This window comes from Lacrimispora sanguinis (assembly GCF_044987295.1).
In the GTDB taxonomy this organism is placed as follows: Bacteria; Bacillota; Clostridia; order Lachnospirales; family Lachnospiraceae; genus Lacrimispora; species Lacrimispora celerecrescens_B.
Map to the genome: position 1 here is coordinate 3750453 of NZ_CP173277.1, position 14344 is coordinate 3764796.

Annotated in this window: 11 protein-coding genes; 9 read left to right on the forward strand and 2 right to left on the reverse strand. The window is 46.8% G+C overall.

The window, feature by feature from the left end:
- The first annotated feature begins 118 nt into the window (after positions 1-118).
- The 9 genes from ACHZES_RS17410 (at position 119) to ACHZES_RS17450 (ending at position 10953) form a co-directional block, all read left to right on the forward strand.
- On the forward strand, positions 119-1210 hold the full coding sequence (locus ACHZES_RS17410; RefSeq protein WP_166429692.1) for an acyltransferase family protein: 1092 nt from the start codon (positions 119-121) through the stop codon (positions 1208-1210).
- Positions 1211-1279: 69 nt separating this feature from the next.
- Positions 1280-2041 (forward strand): nucleotidyltransferase family protein, encoded by a 762-nt coding sequence (locus tag ACHZES_RS17415; RefSeq protein ID WP_395546989.1) that lies wholly within the window; start codon positions 1280-1282, stop codon positions 2039-2041.
- On the forward strand, positions 2035-3105 hold the full coding sequence (locus tag ACHZES_RS17420) for a GHMP kinase (protein ID WP_395546988.1): 1071 nt from the start codon (positions 2035-2037) through the stop codon (positions 3103-3105). Before ACHZES_RS17415 ends, ACHZES_RS17420 begins: the two co-directional genes overlap by 7 nt.
- A gap of 21 nt (positions 3106-3126) precedes the next feature.
- Complete coding sequence (locus ACHZES_RS17425) at positions 3127-3705, forward strand: D-glycero-alpha-D-manno-heptose-1,7-bisphosphate 7-phosphatase (RefSeq protein ID WP_395546986.1); 579 nt, start codon at positions 3127-3129, stop codon at positions 3703-3705.
- 5 nt (positions 3706-3710) lie between these two features.
- Complete coding sequence (locus ACHZES_RS17430) at positions 3711-4346, forward strand: SIS domain-containing protein (protein ID WP_038277571.1); 636 nt, start codon at positions 3711-3713, stop codon at positions 4344-4346.
- 30 nt (positions 4347-4376) lie between these two features.
- The gene (locus ACHZES_RS17435; protein ID WP_395546984.1) at positions 4377-6176 is read left to right on the forward strand and encodes a hypothetical protein; all 1800 of its coding nucleotides are present in this window, start codon (positions 4377-4379) and stop codon (positions 6174-6176) included.
- A 17-nt stretch (positions 6177-6193) separates the two neighbouring features.
- The gene (locus ACHZES_RS17440; RefSeq protein ID WP_395546982.1) at positions 6194-7573 is read left to right on the forward strand and encodes a hypothetical protein; all 1380 of its coding nucleotides are present in this window, start codon (positions 6194-6196) and stop codon (positions 7571-7573) included.
- Between the two features lie 47 nt (positions 7574-7620).
- Complete coding sequence (locus tag ACHZES_RS17445) at positions 7621-9882, forward strand: sodium:solute symporter (RefSeq protein ID WP_395546980.1); 2262 nt, start codon at positions 7621-7623, stop codon at positions 9880-9882.
- 135 nt (positions 9883-10017) lie between these two features.
- Positions 10018-10953 (forward strand): glycosyltransferase family 2 protein, encoded by a 936-nt coding sequence (locus tag ACHZES_RS17450; protein WP_154525975.1) that lies wholly within the window; start codon positions 10018-10020, stop codon positions 10951-10953.
- 176 nt (positions 10954-11129) lie between these two features.
- On the opposite strand, the gene ACHZES_RS17455 is transcribed toward ACHZES_RS17450, so the two are convergent.
- Both ACHZES_RS17455 and ACHZES_RS17460 read right to left on the reverse strand, forming a co-directional pair.
- Complete coding sequence (locus ACHZES_RS17455) at positions 11130-12926, reverse strand: GH25 family lysozyme (protein ID WP_404820252.1); 1797 nt, start codon at positions 12924-12926, stop codon at positions 11130-11132.
- 150 nt (positions 12927-13076) lie between these two features.
- Complete coding sequence (locus ACHZES_RS17460; protein ID WP_395546979.1) at positions 13077-14180, reverse strand: cell wall-binding protein; 1104 nt, start codon at positions 14178-14180, stop codon at positions 13077-13079.
- Positions 14181-14344: the final 164 nt, after the last annotated feature.

Genomic DNA, 14344 nt, shown 5'->3' on the forward strand with positions numbered 1-14344 from the left:
AAAGAAGGTTAACCCGTCCCGGTATTACCGGGCGCGGTGCCATGCCGTTATCTGCAAGGGCATATTTAAATGAAGTGAAAGGAACATGAGGAAAGTAAGGGGAAAGGAAGAAGATCGCATGGAAGAGATAAAAAGGGACCGGTTTCTGTTTTGGGATATTTTAAAGGGGATCGGAATCGTATCCATTGTGTTTGGTCATTCACAAAATCTGGGGATTGCCATTCGGACGGTGTATTATTACCATCTGGCTATTTTCTTTTTCATCTCAGGATACCTGTATAATGAAGCACGTTACGGGGATGCCCCCTTTGACTTTTTTGCACGGAGGTTAAAGAATATGTGGGTACCCTATTTCTGTTATGGGGGCCTGTTCGTTTTACTACATAACTTACTTTCAAAGTATCTGCTTTTTCTGTCCGATGCATATTACGGAAAAAAGGAGATGATCCTTGCCATGGCAAATACCTTGTTCCTGCGATGCCCAGAAGTCCCATCAGGCGCGATGTGGTTCGTGCCCCTTATGCTGGGGGCAGGAACAGGCTTTTCGGTCATTCTCTGGTTCTGCAGGAACTATCTTCCGGCTTCTTTCCGGCCATGGGCAGCAGCGGCTCTTAGCGTTGGAGCAGGGCTTTTTGGTGCGGCCCTCATCCGGAGGGAGGTTTTCTTAAGCTATCACCTTCAGACAGCCCTATTGGTGATCCCGGTTTATTATGGCGGTTATGCTGTGCGGACCTGGAAGATTTCCATTGAAAAATATGTGACATGGTATGGTGCTGCTTTGTGCGCAGGGCTTTTCTATTATTTCCTGATGTTTACAGAGGAAAGTGTGGAGCTTTCTGCCAATCAGATACCAGGTGGAATCAATTTTTATATCATTTCCGCAGCTGGCATTTATCTATGCTGCTTTGCAGCCAAGTGTTTACAGAAGGCTCCGATTGCAGGGAAGGCTGCGGCCTTGCTTGGAAAATATTCCTTTGATATCATGGCTCTTCATTTTCTGGTATTTAAGATTTGTGACTGGATTTATGCCCGGATGATACTGGAACCCGCAGAAAATCAGGGAGGATTCCCTCACTCCTATCCGGAACTTCATGTTCTGTATCTGATCTTGGGAATTGTCCTTCCGGTCCTATTTGCAATTGGGGCAAGGAAGGTTATTCATGGCCTGGGAGGCATGCTTCGGTCCCAGACAGAAAATCCACGGAAATGATCTTTCTGGATTCTTCTAAGGGATATATGATATAATAACGATTAGAAAAAATATCAGGAGGGTACAGTTATGCAGGCAGTTTTACTGGCAGGGGGCCTTGGCACACGGCTTCGTTCCGTTGTAAGCGACAGGCCAAAGCCAATGGCTCTGATCGGAGACAAGCCTTTTATGGAATATGTAGTCTTGGAGCTGATACACCACGGAGTAAGGTCAATTATTTTTGCCGTAGGCTATAAAGGCTCTATGGTAGAAGAATATTTTAAAGACGGGTCAAAATGGGGAATCCGGGTTTCTTATTCTTATGAGGAAGAACTGTTAGGAACCGCGGGAGCCATTAAAAATGCAGGATCCAAGATACAGTCAGACCGATTCCTTGTACTGAATGCGGATACCTTTTACCGCATTGATTACAGCAAGCTTATGGAGCTTGGCAAAGAACGGGATCTTGACATGGCCCTGGTGCTACGGGAGGTGCCTGATGTGTCCCGTTACGGACAGGCTGTTCTAAAAGACGGCTGGCTTACGTCCTTTAATGAGAAGACAGAGGAAAAACGCTCGGGAACCATTAACGGCGGTATCTATATACTTAAGCGTGAACTGCTTGACGAAATTCCTGAAGGAAAGGTTTCCCTGGAACAGGTAATGATTCCAAAATGGCTTTCAGAAGGTAAAAAGCTGGGCGGCATTGTAGGCAGCGGGTATTTCATTGATATAGGAATTCCGGAAGATTATTACCGATTTGCGGAAGACGTAAGGAAACACCTTACAGGTATACCTTTATGCCCGGAGTGCATGGGCGGAGAGGGGAAAGGAGAAGTGAACTTATGGTAATCAGAGGACGCGCTCCCCTGCGGGTGAGCTTTGGCGGCGGAGGAACCGATGTGGCTCCCTTCTGTGTGGAACAGGGAGGGGCAATCATCGGCAGCACCATCAATAAGTATGCATACTGCTCCATCGTACCAAGGGATGACGATCAGATCATCGTTCATTCTCTGGACTTTGATATGACGGTCAAGTACAACACAAATGAAAATTATGTATATGACGGTCGTCTGGATCTTGTAACGGCGGCGTTAAAAGCAATGGATATCAAACAGGGCTGTGAGGTGTACTTACAGTGTGATGCTCCCCCCGGATCAGGTCTTGGCACTTCCTCCACCGTTATGGTAGCCTTATTAACGGCTATGGCTAAATGGAAAGGCGTGGAAATGGACAGCTATGCCATGGCAAACTTAGCTTATCAGGTGGAGAGAGAGGATTTAAAGATCGACGGCGGATACCAGGACCAGTATGCCGCTACCTTTGGAGGCTTTAATTTCATTGAGTTCCACGGACGCAACAATGTGGTGGTCAACCCTCTCCGCATAAAAAAAGAGATTATCCATGAGCTGCAGTACAATCTGCTTCTTTGCTATACAGGAAACATTCATGTATCCGCCAACATTATAAAGGACCAGGTGAAAAACTACGAAAAGAAGGACCCCTTTGATGCTATGTGCGAGGTAAAGGCACTTGCTTATGCCATGAAGGATGAGCTGTTAAAAGGAAATCTTTACAGCTTTGGAAAGCTTCTGGATTACGGCTGGAGGAGCAAAAAGCGCATGAGCAGTAAGATCTCCACTCCCCATATTGACGAGCTTTATGAGGAAGCATTAAAGGCAGGAGCTCTTGGAGGAAAGCTTTTAGGAGCCGGTGGAGGCGGATTCCTTCTGGTGTACTGTCCTTATAACGTACGCCATAAGGTAGCCGCACGCATGGAAGCAGCCGGAGGACAACTCACGGACTGGAACTTTGAGCTTCGGGGCGCCCAGGCGTGGATCACGGACGAAAAGCGCTGGGATTACCAGGAGGTCAGGGTAGCTATACCAGGAGGCGAATATCATTTTCAAGTATAATCCGAAAAAGGAGGAAAAACCATGGACAGGGTCGTGTTTTTAGACCGGGACGGGACCATCAATGAAGAGGTGGAATACCTGCACCGGCTTAAGGATCTGGTGATCCTTCCAGGGGTGCCGGAAGCCTTAAGAAGGCTTAGGGAACAAGGATTTAAGCTTGTGGTAGTCACCAACCAGGCCGGAGTGGCAAGGGGATATTACGGAGAAGAGGATGTGAAAGCTCTTCATGAATACTTAAACCATCTTCTTTCAAAAGAAGGTGCACAAATAGACCGCTTTTATTATTGCCCCCACCATCCGGTTCATGGGATCGGAAAATACCGGATGGAATGTCACTGCCGGAAGCCGGAAACAGGAATGTTTGAAATGGCAGAGACAAGCTTTCAGATAGACAAGCTCCATTCTTATATGATCGGAGATAAGCTTCTGGATACAGAGGCTGGAAAAAGATACGGAGTAAACACGGTTTTAGTAGGGACCGGATATGGAAAAGAATTATACGACAACCTGACTCAATCAGAGAAAAATAATTCTTTTGACTTCTATGCCCCTGCCATGAAAGAAGCTGCAGACTGGATACTGAACAGAGAAGGAGTGTGAGAAACATGGAACCTATGAACTATTTAGAAGAGCTGATCGAACGTTACCCTGTGCTGGCCGGCTTAAAGCCTCAAATCAGGGAAGCTTACGAGATTCTGGAATCATGTTATGATAACGGTGGAAAGCTGCTGATCGCAGGAAACGGCGGAAGCTGTGCGGATGCAGAGCACATTGTAGGGGAATTGATGAAGGGTTTTGTAAAACGCCGTCCTGTATCAGAAGATTTTGCCGCAAAGCTCCTAGAGGCGGACCCAGTACTTGGTAAGGAACTTGGAGAAAAGCTTCAGGGAGGTCTTCCAGCCATTGCCTTAACAGGCCATCCCAGCCTTTCAACTGCATTTTTAAACGATGTTGACGGGGGACTGATCTACGCCCAGCAGACTTATGGATACGGAAAGAAGGGGGATGTGCTATTGGGAATATCCACCTCCGGTAATGCGAAAAATGTTATGTATGCCGTAACGGCAGCGAAGGCAATTGGCATGAAAACCATCGGCCTTTCCGGGAAAGACGGAGGTCTTTTAAAGAAGGCTGCAGATGTGACGGTAGTGGTTCCGGAAACGGAGACGTTTAAAATTCAGGAACTCCATCTTCCGGTTTACCATGCACTCTGCCTGATGCTGGAGGAGCGGTTCTTTTAACAAATATTCGAAATAAGAAAGGGGCTAGAGATGAAAGATAAACAGTGGATATCTGAGTGGAAGGAAGAAATCATCGCAGCGGCTCTTTTGCTGGGATTTGCTTTTTTCATAAACAGGGGGATCGAGATAAAAGGGCTTTATATGGATGATTTATATCTTTGGTCCTGTTACGGAGAGCAGTCTTTCCGTGAATTTGTATTCCCTCTAGGAAGCACACGGTTCCGTTTTGTCTATTATCTGGCATCCTGGCTGGAGCTGATGGTCTTCGGAAACCACATCGGCTGGTTTGTTCCTTTTAATATCCTTTTAAACAGCTGTATAGCCTATACGGTTTACCGGTTCGGAAAGCGTTTGTCCGGCAGACGGTTAATTGGTTTTTCTTGCGGCATTTTATATCTGCTCTCCCGGATGTCCTACTACCAGATCAGCCAAGTATACGGCTTGATGGAAAGCATGGCGCTGTGGGCGGCTATCGGCATTTTTTACTGTCTCTACCGTTATCTCTCCGATGAAAAGGAGAGAAAGTGGCTTGTACCGGCTGCAACGGCAATGTATTTCTCTGTCTGCTTTATTCATGAACGCTACATGGTGCTTTTGCCCTTGTTTTATGCTGCATTTCTCATGAAAAAAGAGAGGAAGCCAATGCCATGGCTGAGTATTACCGGGGCGTTTTTGGTGGTTCAGGTGATCCGCTTTCTTACCATCGGAAGTATTTCTCCAGCTGGTACTGGAGGAACGGATGTGGCGGATACCTTCCATCTTTCGGAAACCATCCGTTATGCCTTAAGCCAGGTGCTTTATATATTTGGAATCAATGCAGGCCCTGATCATTTAAATGGACTTAGCTGGGGAAGATCGCCTTACTGGGTTCATGTTCTTGTCGTGTTTGCAGACTTACTTCTCCTTATTATGACCGTGATTTTTCTAGTAACCGTGATACGGGAGCGGAAGCAGCTGAAAAAGCGCCTTCCTGTGATCTGCCTCTTTCTTTTATTCATCGCCCTGTGTATTGGCTCTTCCAGTGTCACTATCCGGGTAGAGACCCGGTGGATCTATGTCTCCATGACGGCAGCGTGGCTGTTTGCTGCTTATATGTGCGGTATAGTAAAGCGTGTCAGGCCTCTATTATACTGCGGCCTGTTTCTGCTTTACGGCATTCTCATGCTTCCGGTTGAAAGTTTTTACCGGGGAAAATACGAGAATCTTTATTACTGGTCATCCCAGCTGCGATACAATTCCCTTGCAGAAGAGACTTTCGGGAAATACAAGAATGAGATATTCGGAAAGAAAATTTACATCATCGGCAATTCCTACGAGATGAGTGATTTTACTGCCAGGACCTTTTTCAAAACCTTTGATAAAGAACGACTGGCAGAGGGAACCGAAGTTACGTTTATTGAATCCATCCACGACATCGGTCTGATAACTCCAAACATGCTGATCCTGAGGGAAGATCCGGCTCATAACGCATTTCAGGATGTAACGGATTTTGTGCGGAACTTAAAATTTGAACGGGTCTATGGCTGTTATGAGGACGGCTGGATGGATGAAAGCGCTAAAGTCCGGATCATGGCAGGGAAAGAAGGGAAGATTGGTTTGAAATTCTATTATCCCGGCGTCATTACCGGTCTTGAACAGATCGCCGTGACCATAAATGGAAAGGAAAACCAGGTCATTCCCATTACTTCCAATACAGTAACAGCTGAAATTGATGCGACGGCCTTTCAGGTTACGGAGCTGACGTTTGAAAGCAACTTTTACTACGAAAATGCATCGGAGCAAAGAGGAGATAAGCACCTCTCCGTCGTTGCTTCCATAACGGCAAATTAAGGGCATAGGTGAATCCCATGAATCGAAAGTATCTGTATGGCCTGTTTCCCCTTTTGGGGACTGTTTTTGGCCTCTGGTATATCTTTACGGCAACCTGTGACGGAATTTATACCGATTACGTCCGCCTTGTAAACAGTTATTTGCCTGACGTATGTAATCCGGCAAAGTTCTTTGTGCCGGATGTCCTCACCAGGATTCCGGTCAACTATCTGGGAAGGATCCTTAATGTCTCGCTTTTCGGATACAATATCATGTTTGATCGGGTGTTAGGCGTCCTGGCCCTTGGACTTTCCGGCCTGGCTCTGGGAAGCTACTGCAGCCGCAGGAAGGTTTCTCTTGGCTGGTTTGGGGCTTTAATGATTGTACTTTTCAGCCTTAACAAGTGGGAAATGCTGACCAATGGAAGCGGCTGGGCCCACTTTCTGTCCTTTGCCTGCTTCTATTACCATTATGAGGTGATGGACCGTGTATGGAGCGGACAGGAAAAGAAATATGACAGGATAAAGCTCCTGCTTCTTCCGTTTTTTACAACGCTGCTGGTGGCAGGCCCCTATTGTGCCATTTACTCGGTCACGGTAATAATAGCCTGTGGCTTTATGTTCCTGTTAAAAAAGGGTGATTCGAGAAAGGGCTGGGGTTTAAGCGGCCTTTGTGCCCTGATCCCTCTTCTCCTTTATTTGTGGAGCAATGCCTACGCGGTGGAAGACCACGCGGCCCCGGCAACCGTTCCTCTCCTTGTTCAGTTAAAGGATACGCCCGGTTTTTTTGTTCGTTTTTTCGTAAAGTCCTTTTCCTCCATGGTCATTGAAGGGGAGCAGGCTGAATATATCTTTCGGACCAATGCGCCGTTTCTGATTCTTGGATTTCTGGTTATCCTGCTGTATCTGTTTGCTCTATGGGCAAATTTACGGTACCGCCTGTATGAAAAGACGATCCTACCTGTCATGCTCATTGTCTCGGGAGGGTTGAATCACGTGCTCATCCTTTTATCCAGGTGGATATTCCTTAAGGAAAATTACGGTTTAAGCTCCAGATATGCCCTTCAATTCCAGTCTGGGATCCTTGGAATCTTGCTGACCTTTGCCTTATTGTCAAAACAGTGGAAGAGGAAGGGAAAGCCTTTCCTTCGGATCGCTGCCTGCGGGGCTTGCGTGCTGTTTCTGGCAGGAAATTGCTATTCCACTTATTCAGAGATAAAAAAGGCCCCTTATCGCAGAGAAAGTTTTGAAGAAAAGGCAGTGTTAGCTTTAAACTTTGAAACAGTTACAGATGATGAGCTGCGGGGAAATTTTGAATACAGGCCCAGTCTGCCTGACAGTGGGGCTAAGGTGAGGAGTGCGCTGACGATATTAAAGGAAAACGGATACAGTGTTTTCCGAAGTGATTATAAACGGTAGCTTATCTATCGGATTTAACAGTATACAAAATGACAACGGGGGTTTTTATGGGTCGATCACAGAAGCATGGATATGGAGTCCTGCTGTTTATGTTTTTCTCAGCGGCAGGGATCCTGTATTCTCTGAATCAGATTTTAAACCAGGAAGTTTTTCAGTGGATCATGAATCAGAGGGAATATAAGACCATGATGGCAGAGACGGCAGGGCTGTTTGCTGCCTTCTGTTTTTCGGGTTTTTTATTCCCTAAGAGCAAGCAGAAACTTATGGCGGCGGTCCTTATTACGGCCGTCTTTTTGTGGGCCCATGTGGTTTTTGTTCCGGTGCTGGTATCCGGTCTTTATCTGGCATATATCCTGTTCTTCGGACGTTTTCTCCGGGTATCCTTATGGAAACTTCCAAAGGATGACGGGCTGGCTTCCGACTTTCTCGCCGGTGCTTCCTTTCTAATAGTTATATTTTGCCTTATGTCAGCCATTGGCATTGGCTCCATCGGTTACTTAACCGCATTTGTCTTTATAAGCGGCGGGATCCTGCTTCTATTTGGAAGGTCCTGTCTGGGTGACGGAGGGAATGGGAATGGCTTGAATTTCACCGGTAAAGAGCTTCTTTTGCTTTCATTTCTCCTGACTATGGTGTGCCTCCAGGCGGGGCGGCTTAACATAGCCATAGATTACGACAGTCTATGGTATGGGGTCAGGTCCCGGTATATCTTAGACAATGGACATGGAATTTATGAAAATCTGGGTACCATTGGAATTGTCTACACCTACTCCAAAGGCTTTGAGGTTTTGACCCTGCCCCTGTCACAGCTTCCTTCCTACAGCTTTATAACCTCAGTCAATCTATGGCTGTCCCTGGGAGTCCTTTTTATGGGTTACAAAATAGGCCGCTTTTATATGAAACGGGAGCAGGCGGTCTTTTTGGCTGCCCTGCTGTCAGGAGTTCCAGGAATCATGAATATGGCAGTCACAGCCAAAAGCGATATCATTACACTGCTTGTCCAGGAGATCATGTTGTATTACCTGCTGTGCTATATAAAAGCGGGGCGAAAGTCCTGGCGTTATCTGGGTTACGGAACGGCGGCCTTTTTTATCAGCCTGACTTTAAAGCCAACAGCTCTGATCTTTTCCACTGCTGTCTTTGGAATGGCATTTTTATTTCTGCTAGGAAAGCTTTTGCTTCCCAAATTTGGAGCGGAAGGGGGAAATGCCGGTGGATTGGCAGTTGTGGCAGGTTCGCTTTTGGCCTTAGGAGGTATCTGGGCAAGAACTCAGTTGTTAACAGGCCTTCCCCTTACCTCGGTTTTCTCATCCCTGCTTACAAGGATAGGATTTCATTTGAAATATCCATTCATGGTTAATACCATACCTAATTCCGGTGCCGGAATGTCCATGAAGGAAAGAACCGTACATCTGGCAAACCGGCTTCATGGATTTTTCTTTTGTCCTGTAGGAGAGGATATGGATCATGTGGTCCTCGCCTGGGGTGGATATCTGCTGTACTTTCTTCTTTTATTGTGGATTGTAAGCTGTTTTTACGGCAAGAATGTGGATAGAGGGAAAAATTGTCAGCTCTCCGTTTTCCTAAAAGTTATCTACGTACCGTTTTTGGTGGTTAATCTTATCAGCTTAGGTATGCTGACCCAGGTCGACGGGAATTATTTCATGCTGTTCTATGTCCTCACGGCGGTCTATGTCTTAAAGGCAGCGGCGGAAGCAAAGGAAAAGGTTGTCTGGCGTGGAGGCATAGGAGCCGGAGTCTGGGTGCTTATGTTTTCTGTATTCTTCACAGCCATGACCAGCTGGAATTGGAGCCTTGGCTTTACACCGGTGTCATTTCATCATAAAGGCTATTATAACCACCAGGAAGCCGCCAGACAGGACATGGTATCAAAGGGAAACGGAAGAGTGTGGGATATCCTTGCTGCCGACCCGGAAACCCGTCTCATTGCCATTGGAGACCATCCGGATGTACTGGCATTCCCATGCAACGTACAGTCCTATGATGATATAACCGGGGTATGGGGAAATGTGGCCCTGGTTAAGAAAATGGATTATTTCGTGGAGTTTATGGATTATGCAAAAGCAGAATATGTTTATGTCCAGGCAGGCTATACGGGAGAAGAGAACCGTTCCTACACCCTGGTCAGGGATATGATCGAATGGGGGAAACTGATACCTGTATGCTATGACAACGGAAACCTTTTGGCTGCAGTAGATGTAAACGGGGATTACAATGAAAAATCAGCACGGGCATTGACAGAATTTGAACAATGTTATATAAAAAAGGAAGCAAATGATAATCAATAGCATGGTAGCAGCTCGGCCACATAGAACTGTAACATTGCATGAGGAGCATAAGGTTGTAAGAACCCCTCTTTCAACCTTGGATTTGCGATTTAACCGGATATGCGAGCAAATCCACTGATTCATTAGGAGGCACATATGGGAAAAACAATATCGGTCGTGGTTTCATGTTACAATGAGGAACTGGCTCTCAACCAGTTCTATCATGAAACGGCCAGAATTTTAAATAAACTGAACTGGGATTATGAACTGATTTTCGTCAATGACGGAAGTCAGGATGGCACCATGAAGATTCTAGACGACTTGTCCGGGAAGGATAAAAAGGTAAAGGTCATCAGCTTTTCCAGAAACTTCGGGCATGAGGCAGCTATGATTGCCGGTCTGGATTATAGCAGCGGGGATGGGATCGTCTGCATGGATGCGGACTTACAGCATCCTCCCCAGTATCTGCCGGAGATTGTCAGGAAGCTTGAGGAAGGCTATGATGTCATTAATATGGTGCGCACGAAAAATGAGTCCGCAGGGTGGTTTAAGAATTTTGCCTCCTCTGCCTTCTACCATCTGATCAACGTGCTTTCCGATGTGAAATTTGAACCAAACGCCTCTGACTTTTTTGCAATATCCAGGCGGGCTGGTGACGTACTTCGGGACAATTACAGGGAAAAGGTCCGTTTCCTGCGGGGGTATGTGCAAAACATCGGGTTTAACCGGGCTACCATTGAATATGAGGCAGGAGTCAGGGTGGCAGGAGAAAGCAAATACAGCATTAAAAAGCTGATGGCTTTTTCGCTGAATACCATCATGTGCTTTTCTAACCTGCCATTAAAGCTTGGGATCTATGCCGGGTGCGGTGCCGGCATTCTGGGAATCGCCATGATGATTTACACCATATGGAGCTGGGCCAGGGTAGGGACACCAAACGGGTATGCTACTACTATCGTGCTGATCTGCTTTATGTTTTCCGTCCTGTTCCTGATTGTGGGGGTCATTGGCAATTACATTGCCATCCTGTTTGCGGAGCTTAAGGACAGGCCTATTTATATTGTTGGAGAGACGAAGAACTTTTCGGAGTAAATAAAGATTTTGAGATAAGAAATGCGCTTTGAATCGGGCTTATAAAGCCGTATTCAAAGCGCATTCTTTTTTTGGGAGCTATTTCTTATCTTTGGAGCTATTTCATTCTTTAGATCTTATTCATTATATGAGCCGTCATTGCAGCTGTATATTGCAGCAGGCTCATCTACAGTTTATTAATGGATTCCAGGACCGATTTCTTTTGTCTGGTTGGCTGTAGAATCAGTCGGAGCTGTTTCCGTCCCCGTTTGGCCAGCCTGGCTTTCTGCCGTGCTTTCTCCTTCTGGCTGCTCGGCGGCTGTCTGTGGTGTCACAGTACATACGCCGTTTGCATCTGCGGTATAGGAGACTCCATCAAGTACAAAGGTAGCAGAGGCAGCCATCTTTCCGTCAGCTGGATTTAAGTAATACTGCTGGCCGCCTACCTGTGTCATACCAGTTGCCATGGCACCGCTTCCGCCAAAGTAATACCAATTTCCATCGATCTGTCTCCAGCCTACGGTCATCTTACCGGAAGAATTGCTTAAATAGTACTTGGCTCCCCGTTCCTCAAGCCATCCGGACTGCATCTTTCCGTCATTTCCAATGTAGTACCAGCTTCCGTCAGGATTGATCCAGCCTGTGGTCATGGCTCCGCTCTGGTTAAAGAAATACCAGCTGTTATCAATGAGCTGCCATCCGGTTGAGACTGCGCCGTTTCCTGCCAGATAATACTTGGAGGTGCCGTCGGTATGCCAACCCGTTGCCATGGAACCGTCGTTATTTAAGTAATACCGGGCGCCGTTGTTATCTAGCCATCCGGTGGACATTACGCCGCTTTCCTGTAAGAAGTACCACTTGTCGTTGATGTTCTTCCATCCGGTAGCCATTTTTCCAGAAGAAGGATCCAGATAGTAATACTGGCTGTTTAATTCCTGCCATCCGGTGGCCATGGTGCCATCGGAACCAAGGTAATAACGTGCTCCGTTGTCAGTAAGCCATCCGGTATTCATGGAACCGCTTGGATTGAAGAAATACCATTTGTCGGATAGCTGCCTCCAACCAGTGTTCATCCGTCCGGAAGTTTCGTCAAGATAATAACGCAGTCCATCTTTATCAAACCACCCGGTGGCAGTCAGTCCTTCTTCGTTCATATAGAACCATCCGGAGCCGTCATTGACCCAGGTGTTTTTCTGGATTGCATAATTCTGGTAGTAATAGGTCTTTCCTCCAATGGTCCTCCACATATTTCCCGGAAGCTTTGGAGTTAAATCCTTATAGAGGAAGTCAATGTCAACATTTCCGTTGATCCCGTTAATCGAGCCGGTGCTGGTAACCTGCCACATGATCGGGTTGGAATAAACGTGTTTTGCCTCATATCGGGCAACCCACACGTCATAATGCATATTGGATAAATCAATTTTATTTGATAACCAGTAATCATTGGCATACACAATGGGATAATATCCGGCATCAGCAATTCGCTGGCAGAATGCATTGATGATTTCACTCACCTGTGCCGGGGGAAGGGTACCAAGGGTTGCACTGTCTTCTGCGTCAAAAGCGATGGGAAAGGAGATTGGATAATCCTTTACCAGACTAAGGACAAAATCCGCTTCCTCTCTGGCCATATCCGGAGTGGTAGCCAAAGAATATATGTAAGCGCCAACTTTCAGACCTGCTGCTGATGCACCCTGTACATTGGTATGGAAGTACGGATCCACAATACCCTTGGATCTGGTGCCCAGCATGACAAAGCTGACATCATCTGCTGCAACAGCCGCCCAGTTTACATTTCCCTGCCATCTGGAAACGTCGATTCCTCTGGCAATTACCTGTTCAATCACCGTGCCGTTTGCAAGCTGATAATAGCCATTGACCTTTTCATAGCCAGCTGCCCAGGAATTCATGGCCGGGCCAAACCCCGCAGACATTCCCATAAGGGCACATAATGCGGCTGCTGCAAACCGTATGCCTAATTTCTTGTGTCTCAATGTGTTACCTCCTTATCATTCGGGTATTATGTAATACGTACGCTTTCTTGCTTCCGGAATGTTTTGTTTATCCGGTCCGCTGCCTGCGTAAATAAAAGGGGTATCCGCGCCGAGGTGCAGATACCCACACAGATACTAATTCTTATTAGATCAGCCGGGGCCTGATGTAAGCCCTGGTGATAGCTGATATACGCCATTGCTTGAAGAATTGGAGCTGCTGCCGCCAGGAGTGTCGTTAGAAGAACTTCCCGGTGCTCCGCTTAAGTTATTGTTGTCAGAAGAGGATCCTCCCGGCCCGCCAGAACCCGATGGAGTCGAGGTAGATCCGCCTGGCGCATTGGAGGAACCGGTTGATGAACCTCCGGGGGTGTTCCCACCAGTTGAACCGGAAGGAGAACCGGAAGCATTTCCCTGGTAAGCTCCGTTTGAACCAAAGGTGTAGCTTGTTCCGTCAATGGTAAGGGTAGTGTTTGCTGCCATCTTACCGGAAGATGGATCAAGATAATAATAAACACCGGAAAGCTGTACCCAGCCGGTCATCATATGACCTGAATCATTAAAATAATAATAGGAACCGTCAATCTGCAGCCAGCCGTGGGCCATCTTTCCGCTGCTGGTATCCATGTAATACTTGTTGGTTCCATCACTGAGCCAGCCGGTCATCATACGTCCCAGCACAGACTTGGTATCAACATTCAGATAGTAGTAGGCATTATCAATCTGTTTCCATCCGGTTACCATCTTGCCGTCAGAACCAAAATAAAACCAATCGCTTCCAATCTGCCCCCATCCAATGGTGCATTTACCATTTTCTTTGAAATAATACCAGCCGCCGTCCATTTCCCGCCAGCCGGCGGACATGGAGCCGTCACCCTTCATGTAGTAGTAGTCATTGCCTATTTTTAACCAGCCCTTAACAAGGACGCCTGTATCATCCATGAGGTAATAGTATTTACCGCCGTCCTGTATCCACTTGGTAGCCATTGCGCCGTTGGAATGAAAATAGTACCAGTTACCGTTGATCTGTTTCCAACCAGTTGCCATAAAGCCTGTGGAGAGATCTAGAAAATAAAAGGTTCCATCGGATGTCTTTACCCAGCCCTTGTGGGTGGAACCATCCTGGTCTATGTACTTCCACTGAGTGCCTTCTGCTACCCAGCCGGTGGCCCCCCAGGCCGTGCCTGCCGGTATCAGAGTAGAGGTTCCCACAAGCCCTGCTATGAGCAATGCTGTCATTTTCTTTCTGTATTGCATACCGTCCTTCCTCCTGTCTAGCCGTTTTGTTTATGTGCTATTGTCCGCAGTGCAGCGAGTAAAGCCTTCGGCTTTACTCGCTCACGGGCTTTCGCCCTATGAAATAAGACGGGTAAAGATTTTCTTATGTGCGGGGCACAACGAAAATCTTTACCCGTCTTATT